Here is an 18,247-nt window from a genome sequence, read left to right as displayed (position 1 = left end):
CGGACGGCCCGCCAAGCCGGCGGGCCCTGTGGAAAGCGGCCCCCGGTGTGCGACGGGGCCACAACGACGGGAGAATGCGCTCCGTGATCGTCGACTGCGCCATCTACCGTGACGGCCGGCGGACGGAGGGCCCCGACGACCTCTCCGACGCCCTCGCGCAGTGCCGTGCCGGGGGCGACTCCTTCGTGTGGATCGGCCTGCACGAGCCCACGGAGAAGGAGTTCGAACTGGTCACGGAGGAGTTCGGGCTTCATCCGCTGGCGGTCGAGGACGCCCTCAAAGCCCATCAGCGCCCCAAGCTGGAGGTGTACGAGGACTCACTCTTCGTGGTCCTCAAACCGGTGTCGTACGAGCCGGAGAGCGACACCGTCACCTCCGGCGAGGTCATGGTCTTCGTCGGCGACTCGTTCGTGGTGACCGTGCGGCACGGCGAGGAGTCGCCCCTCGCGGCGGTCCGGCGGCGTCTGGAGTCGGATCCCGAGATGCTGCGGCACGGGCCGACGGCGGTGCTGTACTCGATCGCGGACGCCGCGGTGGACCACTACCTGGAGGTGGCGATCGAGCTCGGCACCGACCTGGAGGAGCTGGAGGCGGAGGTATTCTCGCCGCAGCTCGGCGGCTCGCGGAACACCGCTTCGCGGATCTACGCGTTCAAGCGGCAGGTGCAGGAGTTCCGCAGGGCGACGGTGCCGCTGGCGGCGCCGCTGGCCCGGCTCTCGGGCTCGGGTCTCAAGGGGGCGGACGTGCCTTTCGTGGAAGGCAAGGCGCAGCCGTTCTTCCGTGACGTGAACGACCATCTGCTGCGGGTCAACGAGTCCGTGGAGGGGCTGGACCGGCTGGTGTCGGACATCCTCTCGGCGCATCTCGCGCAGATGAGCGTGCGGCAGAACGACGACATGCGGAAGATCTCCGCGTGGGCGGCCATGGCCGCGGTCCCCACGATGATCGCTGGGATCTACGGAATGAACTTCGACCACATGCCCGAGCTGCACTGGCTGTGGTCGTATCCCGCGGTGATCGTGTGCATGATCGTCCTGGAGATCCTGCTGTTCCGGACCTTCAAGCGGCGGGGCTGGCTGTAGGTCCGCGGGCGGTTCAGGCGAATTCCGGTGCCGTCGTGGTGGGGCCGTTCAGCGCGCCGCGCCGCTCGGGCATCTTCAGGGACACCATCCGGCGCCAGCCCGCGGCGCGCTCGTAGGCGTACACGGCGTGGATGCCTGTTGCGAGGACGACCGCCCTGGTCCTGGACCAGCCGAGGAGGCGCCCCATGTGGGCCATCACGGCGAGGCTGACGTCGCGGTAGACGCGGATCTCGGCGAGCGCGCAGTCGCGCAGGGTCCGCTGGATGGCGCGGCCGTGGCCGGCGTACGCGAAGCGCAGCAGTTCCTCGTGGCAGTAGGCGAGGTGGTTGTCCTCGTCGGCCGAGATCATCTTCACCGCTCGACCGATGTCGGGGTGGTCGGCGAAGTCCCTGCGCAGCAGGTCCATCTGCTCGGAGGCACGCTGTTCGGTGACCCGGCTGTGGGCCAGATAGGTGACGATGTCCTGCACGGTGAGCGGCTGGTCGCCCTTGAGCTTGTCGTGCGCCAGACCGATGCCGTGCCGCTCCAGGAGCATCGTGTAGTCGGTGTCGGGCGGGACCTCGGCCGGTTCGAGGCCGCGCTTCTTCATCAGGGCGTTGAAGATCCGTCCGTGCTTGTCCTCGTCGGCGCCGTGCCGGGCGATCTTGGGAGCGAGTTCGCGTTCGCCCGCCGGGACCAGTGCGGCGATCCGGGCGTTCTCCCAGCCGCCCTGCGACTCCCCGCTGGCGGCGATGGAGCAGAAGAGCCGGTAGGACTCGTCGTTGTCGAGGATCTCCTGGAACAGACTCTTGGCGGACAGCATCATTGACACCCTCTCTGCAGAGTTGTGCAGAAAACGAGTCAAATGGGATGTTCGCGCCGCGGCAACCGATGTGTCGGACAAATCCGCCGAACGATGGACGACGAGGCGGGTCCGGGCGCGTAACCAAGGGGCCGTCGGCGCGTTGTTCCCCGTGACGGCCGTGGCGGGGAAGACCCCCGAGCCCCCACCACGGCCGCAGAACTTTCCCGGCGCCGATTCCGGCGCGGCTACGCGAGTCCGGCGCGCTCCAGGGCGTCCGAGCCGGCCCGCAGCGAGGTGATCCGGTCCTCCAGCGTGAAGCCCGCGGGGGCCAGCGAGAGCGTGGTGACCCCGGCGGCGGCGTACGCCTTCATTCGGTCGGCGATGCGGTCCACCGAACCGAGCAGGGTCGTCTGGTCGATCAGCTGGTGCGGGATGGCGGCGGCCGCGCCCTGCTTGTCGCCGGACAGGTACTTCTCCTGGATCTCGGCGGCTTCCTTCTCGTAGCCCATGCGCTGGGCGAGCTGGTTGTAGAAGTTCTGCTTCGGGCTGCCCATGCCGCCGACGTACAGCGCGGTGTACGGGCGGAACATGTCGGCGAGCGCGGGGACGTCCTTGTCGGCGCCGAGGGCGAGCGGAAGGGTCGGGCAGACGTCGAAGCCCTCCATCGTCTTCCCGGCCTTCTCACGGCCCGCGCGCAGGTATTTGATCGCGGTGTCCTCGAGGTGCTCGGCCGAGGGGAAGATGAGCAGCGCGCCGTCCGCGATCTCGCCGGTCTGCTCCAGGTTCTTGGGACCGATCGCGGCGATGTACAGCGGGATGTGCTCGCGCTCCGGGTGCACGGTCAGCTTGAGCGGCTTGCCCGGACCGCCCGGCAGCGGCAGGGTCCAGTGCTCGCCCTCGAACGAGAGCCGCTCGCGCGTCATGGCCTTGCGCACGATCTCCACGTACTCGCGGGTGCGGGCCAGCGGCTTGTCGAACTTGACGCCGTACCAGCCCTCGGAGACCTGCGGCCCGGAGACGCCGAGTCCGAGGCGGAAGCGGCCCCCCGACAGCGAGTCCAGTGTCGCGGCGGTCATCGCGGTCATCGCGGGCTGGCGGGCCGGGATCTGGAAGATGGCCGAACCGACGTCGATGCGCTCCGTCTGGGCGGCGACCCAGCTGAGCACGGTGGCCGCGTCGGAGCCGTAGGCCTCGGCGGCCCAGCAGACGGCGTATCCGAGCCGGTCGGCCTCCTGGGCGACGGCGAGATTGTCCGCGTCCATTCCGGCGCCCCAGTAGCCGAGATTGATGCCGAGCTGCATGGCCGATTCCCCTTACCGATCAGTAACGTCCCTTGTGTCCGAGACCCTAGCGTGCGGGCGCCCCGGGCGGGGAGCGGCACGTTCGCCTTCTCGGCACGGACGCGGGGCGCTGCCGCGCCTGCCGTCGCGGCCCACTGCGCCCGGCCGCCGCGGCGCCTTGGGTCCGACCGGCGCCGCCCGTCGCGTGCGCCCGCGCACGCGGGTGCCCGACGCCGGCCCGCGCCGCCCGTCGCCACGTGCGGCAATCAGTGAGTTTTCCGTTGTCCACAGGCCCCCACAGGGCGGGTGCCGGACAGTAATCTCGGCGTCCATGGAGCAGAGGCATCTCGGCCGTACCGGCCTGCGTGTTTCCCGGATCGGACTCGGCACCCTCACGTGGGGGCGGGACACCGACGAGCATGACGCCGCCGACCTCTTGAAGACGTTCTGGGAAGCGGGCGGGACCCTCGTCGACACCGCGGACGTGTACGGCGACGGGGAGGCCGAGTACCTGCTCGGACAGCTCATGGAAGGGCTCGTTCCGCGCCGGGACCTGGTGATCTCGACGAAGGCGGGGAGCGTGCGCGACCCGGACCGCCGCTTCGACGGCTCGCGCAGCCATCTGCTGTCGGCCCTGGACGCCTCGCTCGCCCGCCTGGGCACGGACTACGTGGACCTGTGGCACGTGCACGCCTACGACCCCTGCACGCCTCTCGAAGAAACGCTCCAGGCCCTCGACCTGGCCGTCAGCAGCGGCCGCGCGCGCTATGCGGGCGTGTCCAACTTCTGCGGCTGGCAGCTCGCCAAGGCCGCCACCTGGCAGCTCGCGGCGCCCGGTATACGCACCCGGCTGGCCAGTACGCAGATGGAGTACTCCCTGCTGCAGCGCGGGGTCGAGCGGGAGGTGCTGCCGGCCGCCCTCGACCTGGGGATCGGCCTGCTGCCCTCCTCGCCGCTCGGGCGCGGCGTGCTCACCGGCAAGTACCGGAACGGAACGCCGACCGACTCCCGGGGCGGCTCGGAGCACCTCGCGCCCTTCGTCGCGCCGTATCTCGACGACACGGCGAGCAGCATCGTGGAGGCGGTGACGACCGCCGCGGACGGTCTCGCCGTGACCGCGCTCCAGGTGGCGCTGGCCTGGGTCCGCGACCGGCCGGGGGTCGTCGCCCCCATCGTCGGCGCGCGCAACGCGCAGCAGCTCACGGCCGCGTTGTCAGTGGAGACCCTTAGTCTTCCTGACGAGATCTGCCGGGCGCTCGACGACGTGTCGGCCCCGGTGCACCACTATCCCGATCACGACTGGAGCACGCTGTGAGCACGGAGCCCGAGACCACGGAGGACGCGGAGCCGGGGACGCCGGGCGCGGACACGGCCGCCGACGCCCCGCAGACCACGGGCGAGGACGTGGACCACGCGGACGCCCCCTCCGGGGACGGTGACGTCTCCGGGGGCGAGGGCACGGACTCGGGCGCGGAGGGCGCCGACGGCACGGACGCCGCCGCGGGGACCGAAACCGCCGAAAGCGCCGCCCAGTTGTCCGAGGCTGCTGCCGAGTTGGCGGCCCAGCGCGTCGAGCGGGAGCGGATCGAGCGGCGGAAGGCCGAGAAGCAGGCGCCGATCGAGGCCGGGAGGAAGCTCAGCGGCACGGCCGCGGACCTGCTCGCGGCGGTACGGGCCGTGGAGAGCGGCGAGAAGCCCGTGGCCACCGCCTTCCGCGAGCCGGATCCCGCACCGCGCAGGGCCGCGCCGGAGCCCGTGCGGCGACCGCAGCCCGTGACCGCGCCGGCCGCACCGGCGCCGACCGCCGCGCCGGAGGCCGTCGGGGCCGTCCGTGCCGTGCTGGCCGAGGGCGGCGCCCCCGAAGCGCTCGCGGCACAGGTCGTCGCGGTCCTGGGCGAGGGCGCCGAAGGGCAACTGCGCGAGGACCCCTGGCAGTTGCTGCGGGTCCCCGGAGTGCGGCCCGAGCAGGCCGACGGGTTCGCCCGGGTGCTGCTCGGCGCGGAGTGCGGCCCGGACGACGAGCGTCGTGGCATGGCGCTGACCGTGTGGCTGCTGGAGCAGGCGGCCGTCGCCGGGCACACCGCGCTGGACGCCCCGGCGCTCACCGCCGCCCTCTCCCAGCGCTCGGTGCCTGACCCGGACGCGGCCGTGCAGAGCGCTCTCGCGGAGGGCGAGGCCCTGGTCTTCCAGGACGCGCTGGACACGGCTCCCGCGGCCCCGGCGCCCGAGGACGACGCGGAGGAGCCGCAGGAACTCCCGGTGCGGATCCTGATCGGCCTGGAGCGGTACGCGCTGGCCGAGGAGAGCCTCGCCGACGGACTCGCCCGGGTGATGAACTCGGTACCGAAGGAGGACGGTTCGGCCGCCGACTGGGAGCGGGCCGCGGCCGCGGCCCCCCGCTCCGCCGGGGAGCTGATCCGCGCGGTCGCCGCTCACGGCCTGGTGCTCCACACCGGCGGCGACGCCTCCCGGTCCGAGGCGGCTGCGCTGCTGCACGCGGCACGCGCGCTCGGCCTGCGCGGCTGGGCCGCCACGCACACCGCGGGTGGCCGCGACGGCTTCGCTGCCCGACTGGCCCGGCACGAGTCGGCCGACGGCTCCGCGGACAGCCCCACGGACGGCGCGGCGACCGGTGTCGCCACCGTCGCCGGGCTGCTCTCCGGCACCGAGGGGCCGGGCCGGGACCCGGAAGGCGCCCTGGACCTGGACGTCCTGGTCGTCCTCGACGCGCCGCAGCTCGACGTCGAGACGGCGGCGATGATCGCGGAGTCGCTGCCGGACGGGGCGCGCCTCGTGCTGAGCGGTGATCCGGCGGTGCTCTGGTCGGCGGGCCCCGGCCGGGTCTTCGCGGACCTGCTCGCCGCCCGCGCCTGCCCGCAGGTGGCCTCGCGGACACCCGACCCGGGGCCCATCGGCGAGCTGGTCTCCGGGGTCGGCATCGGCGAGCTCAACCAGGTCGAGGCGCCCGGCAAGGAGGTCGTGATCGTCCCGGTGCGCGACGCGGGAGAGGCGGTGCACCGGACGGTTCAGCTGGTGGCCGACTCGGTGCCGCGCGCGATCGGCATCCCGGCCGAGCAGACGCAGGTGATCACCCCGGGGCACGGCGGCGCGGTCGGCACCCGCGCGCTGAACAGCGCGCTCAAGGAGCGGCTGAACCCCGGTCCGGGCCGTTTCGGCGGCTTCGACCCGGGCGACCGGATCGTCTACTCCCCCGCACCGGGTCGTACGCTCCCGGGCCACGTGGTGAAGGCCGACGCCGAGGGGCTGCATCTGGAGTGCTCGGGCGTCCCCGTCGTCGTACCGAAGGAGCGGGTGGAACAGTCCGTGCGGCACGGCTGGGCGCTCACCGCGCACCAGGCGGTGGGCCTGCGCTGGCCCGCCGCGGTCGTGGTGCTCCCCGGCGACGCCGCGGCGGCCCTGACCCGGCCGTGGGTCTACACGGCCTTCGGGCGGGCCGAGCGTCACCTCTCCGTCGTGCACGGGGTGGAGCAGGCGCTGCCGCACGCGGTGGCGGAGGTCCCGCAGAAGCCGCGCACCACGCGGCTTCAGGCTCTGCTGAAGGCGCAGGCACCGGCCACGGGCTGACCAGCGCCTGGCCCGTGCGGCTGCGGGTCGTGCGGTTACCGGCCCGTGCGGCTACTGGATCGCGCCACACAGGCCCGTGCGGCTGCGGGTCGTGTGGCTACCGGCCCATGCGACTGCTGGCCCGTGCGGCTGCTGGATCGCGCCACACAGGCCGTGCGGCTGCGGGTCGTACGGCCAACGGCCCATGCGGCTACTGGATCGCGCGGCTGCTGGATCGCGCCGCACAGGCCCGTGCGGCTGCGGGTCGTGTGGCTACCGGCCCATGCGGCTACTGGATCGCGCGGCTGCTGGATCGCGCCGTACAGGCCCGTGCGGCTGCCGCTGTGCGGGAACACGCAGGTGGCGGCCACCGTGGTCCGGTGACCGCCACCGTGCTCGTCCTCGGTGCCGGGCGCCGGGCCCGGCCCGGCCTCAGCGATCCGCGTCCAGCGGGTCCAGGGGGTCCACGGGGTCGGTCTCCCCGTCAGAACCGAGGTCGTCGTCCAGATCGTCGTCGTCCGACTCGTCGTCGAACACCGCGCTGACGTCGAAGCGGCAGACGACACGCTGCGGGTCGATCGACTCGAAGGGTGCCTCCAGCCACTCACCGGGCTCCGCGGGTTCGTCCGCGGCGGTCACCCAGAGCGTGGAGTCGCCCTCCTCCAGCCCGAATTCCTTGTGCCGGGTGGCGATCTCGTCCGGCTCGAACTCTCCGAACAGGACCCCGAGCGCACCGTGAACGGTGCCGGCCGCCGCGTCGAAGCCCTCGGTGGCGGTGGCGCCGTCCTCCTCCACCGCCTCCACCCGCTGGGCCTGCGCCAGCAGTCGCTGCGGCTCCACCACCGCGTAGTCCCGGCGGATCACCACACTCAGCGCGTTCGGCTCCTCGGGTCCTGTGTACGGAGGCAGCGTGTCGTCACTGCCGGGGATCTCGAAGGGCGTGACCTCGTCATAGCGGTCGTAGAGGAGCTCGTCGTACTCCTCGGCCGCCGCGGCGAGCTCGTTGAAAGCCTCGTAGACGGCCGGGTCGTCATCGCCCGTCCTGCGCTCGACCGCGGCCAGGTGGCGGTCGAGAGCGGTCTTGACCGCCTCGGCGGCGGCGCGTACCTCGGCAGCGGTGGGCTGCACAGCATCAGACATAGTGCAGACGCTATCCGTACAGGGCCTCTGCCCGCACAATAGATGCGATGCCGGAATACGAATTTGTCGACGTGTACGTACCTCGCGGGGTCTCCCGCAAGGACACGACACGTCTGCTGACGGACCATGCAGAGTACGGACACTGGGAGTTGGACCGCCTGAGCCTGCTCCGCGACGGCAGCCGCAGAGTGCGGTTGCGCCGGCGGATCATCCGCCAGGTACGCGCCACGTGGTGACGGAAGGCCGCTGAACCGGCGCGGGCCCCGCCATCACGGGCCCGCACCGTCGCTCACGTCGCGCAGGAAGCCCGAGGCGCCTCGGTCACAACGGTGCCGCGCAGTGATCACACCTGCGCCGCGCCGTACCGGGTCACGCCTGCGCCTTCGCTCCCCGGTGTGATCACCGCACCATCACTGCGTTACGCCGCCGAACGCGCCCGGCGGTAGAGCACGGCGCCGGCCAGAAGCGCGGCGGCTCCCGCCGGTACGACCGCGCCGAGCGGCAGCTCGCTTCCCGTATGGGCGAGCTGGGCCGCGCCGGCCCGCACGACGGCCCGCGAGCCCGGCTGACCGACCTGCGAGGCGCTGCCACGGTGCCGGCCGCCGCCCACGGGCGTCGTACCCGGCTGACCGGCGTGACCCGGCGTTCCAGGGTTGCCCGGCTGACCGGGGGTTCCGGGGTGACCCGGCTGACCGGGGGTTCCGGGGTGACCCGGCTCACCAGGCATTCCAGGGTGGCCCGGGTGCCGGGGATGACCCGGGTGCTCGGAGTGACCCGGCCGACAAGGTTCGTCGGGGTGGCCCGGCTGCCCCGGGTGTCCGGGGTGAACCGGGTGTCCGGGGTGAACCGGGTGGCCGGGGTGAACCGGGTGGCCGGGGTGACCCGGGTTTCCGGGTGGGGGTGTCTGGTGGCCGCCGGGCCGGGGGGTGTGGTGGCCACCGCCGGACCCACCGTTGGCGCAGCTGTCGCCCGCCGCCGCGTTGCCGATCCCCACGACGTTCACACTGTTGCCGCAGACATTGACCGGGGCGTCGACCGGCGCCTGTACGTGGTTGCCGGAGCCCACCCCCGGCGAGTGACCGGCGTGGGCACCGGCCCATGAGCCGCCGTCCGAGTGGGTCCCCCGGCCGGCGTGGTCGCCGTAGTCGCCGTGACCGCCGGCCGTACCGCCTCGGCCGCCGTGGTTGACGCACGTGTTGCCCATCGCCGGGTTGAGCAACCCGACCACATTCACCGTGTTTCCGCAGACGTTGACCGGCGCGTGCACCGGCGCCTGCACCGTGTTGCCCGACAGCACTCCGGGCGAGTCCGACGCGGAGCCGAACGCACCCGAGTCGGCGTGTGCGGAGACGCCGGTGACCGCGAGCACACCACTGGCCGCCGCCACGGTCATCAGGCCCTTGCGGGTGACCTGTCGCATAGCTGAATCCCTGCCTTCAGTCCTTGGGACGTGGACCATCAGTCCTTGGGACGTGGACCATCCGGAACACGCGCACGCCCACGGGACGTGTGCGCGGGAAGCCGGTCGGCCCCGGAGCGCATGGCGCGCACTCCGGGGCCGACGAGCTCAGACCTTCACGAAGTGACCCTCATGAGATGACCCACGGGGTGCCCCCTCATGGGATCTCATGGGATGAGGCACAACGTCAGTGGTTGACGCAGGTGTTGCCGAAGGCGGGGTTCAGCAGGCCGATCACGGAGACCGTGTTGCCGCAAACGTTCACCGGGACGTGAACAGGCACCTGAATGACGTTGCCGGAGACGACACCCGGGGACTGCACAGCGGCACCCTGGGCACCCGAGTCGGCGACGGCCATGCCCGCACCCGCGAGAACCAGACCACCAGTAACAGCGGCGGCGGCGACGATCTTCTTGATCATTATTCCTCCTTGTAGGCAAATGCGATCCCAAGCAGCGGATCGCAACACCTGTAACGAGGAGGGAGTAGTAGGGCTATGGGCTTATGGTCGCATTCACCGTCCCGGGTGATCGCCGCACGCAAGGGCGAATATCGGCGTCAACTCCCCACAACCCGTCCGCGAAGCGTCAGGACAACCCGTCGGCGGCGCGTCACGACGCGTCGATGAAGCGGTCCAGTACGCGCACGCCGAACTGGAGGGCGTCCACCGGCACCCGCTCGTCGACACCGTGGAACATGCCCGCGAAGTCCAGCTCCGGCGGCAGCTTGAGCGGGGCGAAACCGAAGCAGCGGATGCCGAGGTCCGCGAAGGACTTGGCGTCGGTGCCGGCCGAGAGCATGTAGGGCACGGCGCGCGCGATCGGGTCCTCGGCCGAGAGCGCGGTCTGCATGGCGTCGACGAGGGCCCCGTCGAAGCCGGTCTCCAGCGCCTTGTCCGCGTGCACGTCCTCGCGCTTCACCCGGGGGCCGAGAATCCGGTCGAGGTCGGCGAGGAACTCCTCCTCGTAGCCCGGCAGATAGCGGCCGTCGACATGCGCGGTGGCCTGCCCCGGAATCACATTGACCTTGTAACCGGCGCCCAGCTGGGTCGGGTTGGCGGTGTTCTGCAGTGAGGCGCCGATGAGCTTGGCGATGCCGCCGAGCCTGGCGAGCGTCTCGTCCATGTTCTCCGGGTCGAGCTCGGTGCCGAGGGCGTCGCCGAGTTCGTCGAGGAAGTGCCGCAGGGTCTTCGTCACGCGCACCGGGAACTTGTGCCGGCCGAGCCGGCCGACGGCCTCGGACAGCTCGGTGATCGCGTTGTCCTTGTGGATCATCGACCCGTGTCCGGCGGTGCCGTCCACGGTCAGCTTCATCCAGTGCATGCCCTTCTGCGCGGTCTCGACGAGGTACAGCCGCAGCTTCTCGTTGACCGTGAAGGAGAACCCGCCGACCTCGCCGATCGCCTCCGTGACGCCCTCGAAGAGGTCCGGGTGCTTGTCGACCAGATGCCGGGCGCCGAACGTTCCGCCCGCCTCCTCGTCGGCGAGGAAGGCGAGGACGATGTCACGCGGAGGCTTGCGGCCGGTGCGCATCCGCTCCCGTACGACCGCCAGCGTCATGGCGTCCATGTCCTTCATGTCGACCGCGCCGCGGCCCCACACCATTCCGTCGGCGATCTCGCCGGAGAAGGGGTGGTGGGTCCAGTCCACCGCGTTGGCCGGTACGACATCGGTGTGGCCGTGGATGAGCAGCGCGGGCCGTGAGGGGTCCTCGCCCTCGATGCGGGCCACCGTGGAGGCGCGCCCCTTGTGCGACTCGAAGACGCGCGGCTCCAGTCCGACCTCGGCGAGCTTCTCGGCGACGTACTCCGCGGCCTTGCGCTCACCCGGGCCCGAGTGGTCCCCGTAATTGCTGGTGTCGATCCGGATCAGCTCACGACAGAGGTCCACGACCTCGTCCTCGCCCGTGACGTTCCTGGTCGTGCCGCTCTCGCTCACGCTGCTTCCTCCCGCTGTCGCCGCTGGTGGTCTCCCTCATCCTCTCTCCGATCTCCTTCCTCCCCAAGGCCGGTCCCGGCCCGTCACACGCCGTTCACGCGGCGACGGGGGGTGATCGAGGGCCCTCGAAAGCCTGGTAATGTTTCCTCTGTCGCCGCGAGGGAAACCCGCGCGACAGACACCTTGTCCGGGTGGCGGAATGGCAGACGCGCTAGCTTGAGGTGCTAGTGCCCTTTATCGGGCGTGGGGGTTCAAGTCCCCCCTCGGACACCAGCTGAGACCCCACTTCGCGTGGGGTCTTTTGCGTATCCGGGTTCTTCTCCGCCCACCGCGCCGCACCTCCGGCCCTTCCGGGCGGCCGGGCAGAACGATCGCGCGATCGGGGAAACTTTCGAAACATTTCGAGAAGTCGACACCCTTAAAGATCTCGCCAGAGACCCTCCCTGAGATCACCGATCTGGACGCAGGCCACTCAGCCCATCTGAACAGGCCGAATGCTGCCGTCCGTCATTGCCAGCACTGGCGAATGTTTCGGCTCAGAAGTCGAAAGTATTGACACTTGACAGGACCAGTTCAACACTGTGGGCGATTCGCAGCGCGTCACCTCACGAGGACGAGGAGGAAACACGCACATGATCGACGCACCCGCACACCCGTCGAGCCGCAGCAGCGGTCGTTCCGGGGCGTTCCGCCACTTCAGGCTGCTCATCAGCGGCGTCTGCACCATGCTGCTGGTCGCCGTGGCCGCGATGACCCTGCCCGGCACCGCCCGGGCCGACACGGTCGTCAGCTCGAACCAGACCGGTACCAACAACGGGTACTACTACTCGTTCTGGACCGACAGCAGCGGAACGGTGTCCATGAACCTGGGCTCCGGCGGCAACTACAGCACGTCCTGGAGCAACACCGGGAACTTCGTCGCGGGCAAGGGCTGGGCCAACGGCGGACGCAGGAGTGTGACCTACTCGGGCACCTTCAACCCGTCCGGCAACGGCTACCTGTCCCTCTACGGATGGACGTCGAACCCGCTCGTGGAGTACTACATCGTCGACAACTGGGGCACCTACCGGCCCACGGGCACGTTCAAGGGCACCGTCACCACTGACGGCGGCACGTACGACATCTACAAGACGACGCGGACGAACGCCCCCTCCGTCGAGGGCACGCGCACCTTCGACCAGTACTGGAGTGTCCGGCAGACGAAGAGGACGGGTGGAACCATCACCACCGGCAACCACTTCGACGCCTGGGCCCGCGCCGGGATGAACCTGGGCAGCTTCAACTACTACATGATCCTCGCCACCGAGGGATACCAGAGCAGCGGGAACTCCAACATCACGCTGGGCGACAGCGGTTCGGGGGGTGGCTCCGGCGGTGGCGGCACCGGCGGATGCGCCGCGGCCCTGTCCGCGGGCCAGCAGTGGAGCGACCGGTACAACCTCAACGTCGCGGTCACCGGGTCCAGCACCTGGACCGTGACGATGAACGTGCCGTCCCCGGCGAAGGTCCTCTCCACCTGGAACATCAGCGCGAGCTATCCGAGCGCCCAGGTCCTCACCGCGAAACCCAACGGCAGCGGGAACAACTTCGGCGTCACCATCCAGTCCAACGGCAACTGGACCTGGCCGACGGTCTCCTGCAGTACGAGCTGACCCCCGCACCCCGAGACCGGAGGACCACTTCGCATGAGATCACTTCGCATGAGACTCGGACCACGCCGCTCGTTACGCTCGCTGATCACGGGGCTGGCCGTCGTCGCGACGGCCGCCGCGAGCCCCCTCGCCTTCGGCGCGGGACCGGCACAGGCCGCCACCTGCGGCGGGTACGTCGGACTCACCTTCGACGACGGCCCGTCCGGCACCACGTCGAGCCTGCTCGACGCGCTCAAGCAGAACGGCCTGCGGGCCACGATGTTCAACGAGGGCCAGTACGCCGCGGCCAACCCCGCCCAGGTACGGGCCCAGGTCGACGCCGGCATGTGGGTGGGCAACCACAGTTACACCCACCCGCACCTGACCCAGGAGAGCCAGGCGCAGATCGACTCGGAGATCTCCCGGACCCAGACGGCCATCGCCGGCGCCGGCGGCGGCACGCCGAAACTGTTCCGCCCGCCGTACGGAGAGACCAACGCGACGCTGAAGGCGGTAGAGGCCAAGTACGGCCTGACCGAGATCATCTGGGACGTCGACTCGCAGGACTGGAACGGCGCCGGTACCGACGCGATCGTCCAGGCCGCCGGCCGGCTCACCAACGGCCAGATCATCCTCATGCACGACTGGCCGGCCAACACGATCGCCGCGATCCCGCGCATCGCTCAGGGACTGGCCTCCCGTGGTCTGTGCGCCGGGATGATCTCACCGCAGACCGGCCGCGCCGTGGCCCCCGAGGGAGGCGGCACGGGTGGCGGGGGTGGCGGTGGCGGGTGCGCAGCGACGCTCTCCGCCGGCCAGCAGTGGAGCGACCGGTACAACCTCAACGTCGCGGTCACCGGGTCCAGCACCTGGACCGTGACGATGAACGTTCCCGCCCCCGAGAAGATCATCGCGACCTGGAACATCAGCGCCGGTTACCCCAGCGCCCAGGTGCTCACCGCCAAACCCAACGGCAGCGGCAACAACTTCGGCGTCACCATTCAGACCAACGGCACCTGGACGTGGCCCACGGTCTCCTGCAGCACGAGCTGACACCGCGCAAAACACACCGACGAACAGCGCACCTCGGCGCGGCGGTCCATGGCCGCCGTGCCACCCTGCCGCCCCTGGCACAGCGAGGACCCCGACCATCGGATCGGGGCCCTCGCTCGTCGTGTTCGCGCTGTCACGGAAAGATGTGGGACAGATCTCGTCACGCTGACATATCCCCACGTCACAGCGCTGCGGCCAAGGGTTCGGACGGCGTCCGGGAAGGGCCTCGCATCGCTGATCCCCAGGTCCGAGGCTAGCGTCGTACTAAAATTGCAGGCTTGTTCGGAGCTGGACCGGAATATCCCCAGGCGTACCTGCGGGCCCACCGGCTCCCCGGAGTCTCCGGAGTCTCCGGGAACAACACGTGAGGACCCGATGGCAGCCCTCCAGCAAGGCCCCGCACTCGCGTTGTCCGACGACGAGGTACGTGCGGAGTTCGGTGACCAGGCGCGTTTCTCCGCCGCTTCGGCCGCCTCGCCGCGCACGCTCGTCGACATCCTCGATGCCTCCGTACGGGCGTACCCCGACGAGCCCGCTCTCGACGACGGCCGGCGCGCCCTCACCTACCGCGCCCTGGCCGCCGAGGTGGAGGCCGTGCGGTCGCGGCTCGCGGAGGCCGGGGTCGGGCTCGGGGACCGGGTCGGCGTACGGGTCCCGTCCGGCACGAACGAGCTGTACGTGGCGATCCTCGGCGTCCTCGCGGCCGGGGCCGCCTATGTTCCGGTCGACGCCGAGGACCCCGACGAGCGGGCCGCGCTGGTCTTCGGCGAGGCCGAGGTGCGCGCGGTCGTCGGCGCCGGGCACGAGCTGACCGTCAACGGCCGCTCCGAGGTTCCCGCCGGGCGGCCCGGCGTCGAGCACGACGCGTGGATCATCTTCACCTCCGGTTCCACCGGAAAGCCCAAGGGCGTCGCCGTGAGCCACCGCAGCGCCGCCGCCTTCGTCGACGCGGAGGCCGACCTCTTCCTGACCGAGGAGCCGATCGGCCCCGGTGACCGGGTCATGGCGGGCCTCTCCGTTGCCTTCGACGCGTCCTGCGAGGAGATGTGGCTGGCCTGGCGGTACGGAGCCTGTCTGGTGCCCGTGCCGCGCTCCCAGGTGCGCAGCGGCGCCGACCTCGGGCCCTGGCTGGTCGAGCAGGACATCTCCGTCGTCTCCACCGTGCCCACGCTCGCCGCCCTGTGGGAGCCGGAGGCCCTCAACGACGTCCGGCTGCTGATCTTCGGCGGTGAGGCCTGCCCGCCCGAGCTGACCCAGCGGCTGGTGACCGAGGGCCGGGAGGTCTGGAACACGTACGGGCCGACCGAGGCGACCGTGGTGGCCTGTGCCTCGCTGCTGACCGGCGACGAGCCCATCCGTATCGGGCTGCCGCTGAACGGCTGGGAGCTGGCCGTCGTCGACGAGGCGGGCGAGCTGGTGCCGATGGGCGGCAGCGGCCAGCTCGTGATCGGCGGGGTCGGGCTCGCCCGCTACCTCGACGCCGAGAAGGACGCCGAGAAGTACGCGCCCCTCGCCTCGCTGGGCTGGGAGCGGGCGTACCGCAGCGGTGACCTGGTCAAGGCCGAACCCGAGGGACTGATCTTCCTCGGGCGGGCCGACGAGCAGATCAAGCTCGGCGGACGCCGGATCGAGCTCGGTGAGGTGGACGCGGCGCTCCAGGCGCTGCCCGGTGTCGCGGGCGCCGCCGCGGCCGTGCGGACCGCGCGCGGCGGCAATCAGCTCCTCGTCGGCTATGTCGTCATCCAGGACGGCTGGGACCAGGCGGCCGCAGTCGAGAAGCTGCGCGCCGAACTGCCCGCCGCGCTGGTGCCGCTGATCGCCCCGGTCGAGGACCTGCCGACCCGGACGTCCGGCAAGGTCGACCGGAACGCGCTGCCCTGGCCGCTGGAGGGTCTGGAGGCGAGCGGTGCCAAGGAGCAGCTGTACGGCACCGAGGCCTGGCTCGCCGAGCAGTGGAGCGAGGTGCTGGGCATTCCCGTCGGCGGCGCCGCCGACGACTTCTTCGCGATCGGCGGCAGCAGTCTCGCGGCCGCCCAGCTCACCACGAAGCTGCGCGCCCGCTACCCGAACGCCGCCGTGCTCGACATCTACCAGCAGCCCGTGCTGCGCAAGCTGGCCCGGCATCTGGAGAAGTCGGGCCAGGACGACGGTGGCGAGCGGATCATCGCGCCGGTCCCGCTGCGCGCCAAGCTGATCCAGCTCCTCGTGCTGATCCCGCTGTTCGGTCTGCTCGGGCTGCGCTGGACCGTGGCGCTGGCCGCGCTCGGCAACGTACTGCACTGGTTCGGTCCGTATCCGTGGGCGCCGGGCACCTCGTGGTGGCTGGTGGGCGCCGGTGCGCTCGTCCTCTACAGCCCGCCGGGACGGCTCGCCGTCGCCGCGGGCGGTGCGCAGCTGCTGCTGCGCGGGGTGAAGCCCGGCCGGTACCCGCGCGGCGGGAGTCTCCATCTGCGGCTCTGGACCGCCGAGCGGCTCGCCGCGTTCAGCGGCGCGACCTCGCTGACCGGGTCCTGGCTGGAGCGGTACGGCCGTGCGCTGGGCGCCAGGATCGGCCCGGACGTGGATCTGCACTCGCTGCCGCCGGTGACCGGCATGCTCAAGCTGGGCCGGGGTGCCGCCGTCGAGTCCGAGGTGGACCTGTCAGGGTACTGGCTGGACGGTGACCGGCTGGAGATCGGCCCGGTGAAGGTGGGCGCGGGTGCCGTGGTCGGAACACGCAGCATCCTCTTCCCCGGGGCCCGGGTCGGCAAGCGCGCCGAGGTGGCCCCGGGTTCCGCCGTGGCCGGGCAGATTCCGACCGGGCAGCGCTGGGCCGGCGCGCCCGCGGGCAAGCTCGGCAAGGCGAAGCGCGCGTGGCCCAAGGACCGGCCGCAGCGCGGCACGTACTGGCGGGCGATGTACGGCGCGACCGGGTTCGCGCTGAGCGCTCTGCCGGTGCTGGCCGCTGCCGCCGCGCTGCTCGTGGCCCGGGTGTTCGTGGGCGCGGACGCCGGGCTCGGCGCGGCGCTGCGCGGTGCCGGGATCGCCCTGGTGCCGGCGACGCTCGCGTTCGGTCTCGCGTACGCGCTGCTGCTCCTTGTCTCCGTACGGCTGCTGAGCCTCGGGCTGCACGAGGGCACGCATCCGACGCACAGCCGGATCGGCTGGCAGGCCTGGACGGTCACGCAGCTGATGGACCGCTCCCGCGAGACGCTGTTCCCGCTGTACGCCGGGCTGATCACGCCGGTGTGGCTGCGGCTGCTCGGCATGCGGATCGGCCGGGGCGCCGAGGTGTCGACGGTTCTCGCGCTGCCGAGTCTGACGACGGTCGGCGAGGGCGCGTTCCTCGCCGACGACACACTGACCGCGCCGTACGAGCTCGGCGGCGGCTGGATGCGTATCGGGCGGGCCGAGATCGGCCGCCGGGCGTTCCTCGGCAACTCCGGGATGACAGCTCCGGGGCGCAGTGTGCCGGACGGCGGTCTGGTCGGCGTGCTGTCGGCGACGCCGAAGAAGGCGAAGAAGGGCAGCTCGTATCTGGGGCTGCCGCCGATGAAGCTGCCGCGTGCGGCGCAGGGCGGCGACCAGAGCCGTACCTACGACCCGCCGGCCCGGCTGCTGTGGGCCCGCGCTCTGGTGGAGCTGTGCCGTCTGGTGCCGGTGTTCTGCTCGGCGGCGCTGGCCGTGCTGACGGTCGCCGCGCTGTGTGCGCTGGGACCGTGGGCGTGGGCGTTCTCGGGGGCCGTACTGCTCGCCGTGGGCGTGCTCGGGTGCCTGCTCTCCATCGTGGCGAAGTGGACGCTGGTCGGTCGGCACCGCGCCGGTGAGCACCCGTTGTGGAGCGGTTTCGTGTGGCGCAACGAGCTGGCCGACACCTTCGTCGAGGTCGTCGCCGTGCCGTGGCTGGCGGGATCCGTGCCCGGCACACCGCTGATGACCGCGTGGCTGCGGGGGCTCGGCGCCAGGATCGGCAGGGGCGCGTGGATCGAGAGCTACTGGCTGCCCGAGACGGACCTCGTGACGCTCGGGGACGCGGTCACGGTCAACCGGGGCTGTGTCCTGCAGACCCACCTCTTCCACGACCGGATCTTGCGGACGGATACTGTGGTCCTCCGTGAGGGCGCCACCCTGGGTCCGGGCGGAATCGTCCTGCCCGGCAGCACCGTCGGGGCCCGTTCCACCCTGGGCCCCGCGTCGCTGGTGATGGCGGCGGAGTCCGTTCCCGACGACACCCGCTGGCTTGGCAATCCGATCGAGGCCTGGCGTTCGTAGCAGACGTGACCTGATATCGGATACGAAGGGCGGTACAGCGGTACGTCCAGCACAGGGCAGGGAGCA

Annotated in this window: 13 protein-coding genes and 1 tRNA gene; 8 read left to right on the top strand and 6 right to left on the bottom strand. The window is 71.3% G+C overall.

Annotated features, from left to right (window positions below):
* Window positions 1-83: 83 nt before the first annotated feature.
* The gene (corA, locus tag ACFYR3_RS10830; protein ID WP_355839891.1) at window positions 84-1,082 is read left to right on the top strand and encodes a magnesium/cobalt transporter CorA; all 999 of its coding nucleotides are present in this window, start codon (window positions 84-86) and stop codon (window positions 1,080-1,082) included.
* A 13-nt stretch (window positions 1,083-1,095) separates the two neighbouring features.
* Here the strand turns inward: corA and ACFYR3_RS10825 are convergent, their stop codons facing one another.
* A complete protein-coding gene (locus tag ACFYR3_RS10825; RefSeq protein ID WP_355840008.1) occupies window positions 1,096-1,884 on the bottom strand; it encodes a ferritin-like domain-containing protein in 789 nt (262 codons plus the stop codon).
* Between the two features lie 227 nt (window positions 1,885-2,111).
* On the bottom strand, window positions 2,112-3,167 hold the full coding sequence (locus ACFYR3_RS10820) for an LLM class F420-dependent oxidoreductase (protein ID WP_355839893.1): 1,056 nt from the start codon (window positions 3,165-3,167) through the stop codon (window positions 2,112-2,114).
* A gap of 310 nt (window positions 3,168-3,477) precedes the next feature.
* On the opposite strand from ACFYR3_RS10820, the gene ACFYR3_RS10815 reads away from it, so the two are divergent.
* Together ACFYR3_RS10815 and ACFYR3_RS10810 are read left to right on the top strand one after the other, a co-directional pair.
* On the top strand, window positions 3,478-4,461 hold the full coding sequence (locus ACFYR3_RS10815; protein WP_355839895.1) for an aldo/keto reductase: 984 nt from the start codon (window positions 3,478-3,480) through the stop codon (window positions 4,459-4,461).
* A complete protein-coding gene (locus ACFYR3_RS10810) occupies window positions 4,458-6,731 on the top strand; it encodes a helix-hairpin-helix domain-containing protein (protein ID WP_355839897.1) in 2,274 nt (757 codons plus the stop codon). The genes ACFYR3_RS10815 and ACFYR3_RS10810 overlap by 4 nt, the downstream gene beginning before the upstream one ends.
* Before the next feature lie 411 nt (window positions 6,732-7,142).
* On the opposite strand, the gene ACFYR3_RS10805 is transcribed toward ACFYR3_RS10810, so the two are convergent.
* The gene (locus tag ACFYR3_RS10805; RefSeq protein ID WP_355839899.1) at window positions 7,143-7,850 is read right to left on the bottom strand and encodes a hypothetical protein; all 708 of its coding nucleotides are present in this window, start codon (window positions 7,848-7,850) and stop codon (window positions 7,143-7,145) included.
* 47 nt (window positions 7,851-7,897) lie between these two features.
* Between ACFYR3_RS10805 and ACFYR3_RS10800 the strand changes: the two genes are divergently transcribed.
* Complete coding sequence (locus ACFYR3_RS10800) at window positions 7,898-8,086, top strand: DUF5703 family protein (protein ID WP_326788735.1); 189 nt, start codon at window positions 7,898-7,900, stop codon at window positions 8,084-8,086.
* Between the two features lie 182 nt (window positions 8,087-8,268).
* On the opposite strand, the gene ACFYR3_RS10795 is transcribed toward ACFYR3_RS10800, so the two are convergent.
* The 3 genes from ACFYR3_RS10795 to ACFYR3_RS10785 form a co-directional block, all read right to left on the bottom strand.
* Window positions 8,269-9,270 carry a chaplin family protein gene (locus tag ACFYR3_RS10795; protein ID WP_389282477.1) on the bottom strand — a complete coding sequence of 334 codons (1,002 nt, stop codon included), beginning with the start codon at window positions 9,268-9,270 and terminating at the stop codon, window positions 8,269-8,271.
* 226 nt (window positions 9,271-9,496) lie between these two features.
* Complete coding sequence (chpH, locus tag ACFYR3_RS10790; RefSeq protein WP_355839901.1) at window positions 9,497-9,730, bottom strand: chaplin ChpH; 234 nt, start codon at window positions 9,728-9,730, stop codon at window positions 9,497-9,499.
* A 190-nt stretch (window positions 9,731-9,920) separates the two neighbouring features.
* Entirely contained in the window at window positions 9,921-11,246 is a 1,326-nt protein-coding gene (locus ACFYR3_RS10785; RefSeq protein WP_355839903.1) for a M20/M25/M40 family metallo-hydrolase, read from the bottom strand.
* A 185-nt stretch (window positions 11,247-11,431) separates the two neighbouring features.
* Between ACFYR3_RS10785 and ACFYR3_RS10780 the strand changes: the two genes are divergently transcribed.
* From ACFYR3_RS10780 to ACFYR3_RS10765, 4 genes are all read left to right on the top strand, one after another.
* Window positions 11,432-11,519: transfer RNA gene (locus ACFYR3_RS10780), tRNA-Leu, on the top strand.
* A 452-nt stretch (window positions 11,520-11,971) separates the two neighbouring features.
* Window positions 11,972-12,898, top strand: a complete 927-nt coding sequence (locus tag ACFYR3_RS10775) for a glycoside hydrolase family 11 protein (protein WP_355840010.1) — start codon at window positions 11,972-11,974, stop codon at window positions 12,896-12,898.
* A gap of 48 nt (window positions 12,899-12,946) precedes the next feature.
* Complete coding sequence (locus ACFYR3_RS10770; RefSeq protein ID WP_389282475.1) at window positions 12,947-13,930, top strand: polysaccharide deacetylase family protein; 984 nt, start codon at window positions 12,947-12,949, stop codon at window positions 13,928-13,930.
* A gap of 375 nt (window positions 13,931-14,305) precedes the next feature.
* Window positions 14,306-18,181 carry a Pls/PosA family non-ribosomal peptide synthetase gene (locus ACFYR3_RS10765; RefSeq protein ID WP_389282473.1) on the top strand — a complete coding sequence of 1,292 codons (3,876 nt, stop codon included), beginning with the start codon at window positions 14,306-14,308 and terminating at the stop codon, window positions 18,179-18,181.
* The last annotated feature ends 66 nt before the right edge of the window (window positions 18,182-18,247 follow it).

It is taken from the genome of Streptomyces sp. NPDC005784, from assembly GCF_042871525.1.
In the GTDB taxonomy this organism is placed as follows: Bacteria; Actinomycetota; Actinomycetes; order Streptomycetales; family Streptomycetaceae; genus Streptomyces.
The sequence above is the reverse complement of the archived record's forward strand: the minus strand, read 5'-3'. Positions and strand labels throughout refer to the sequence as shown.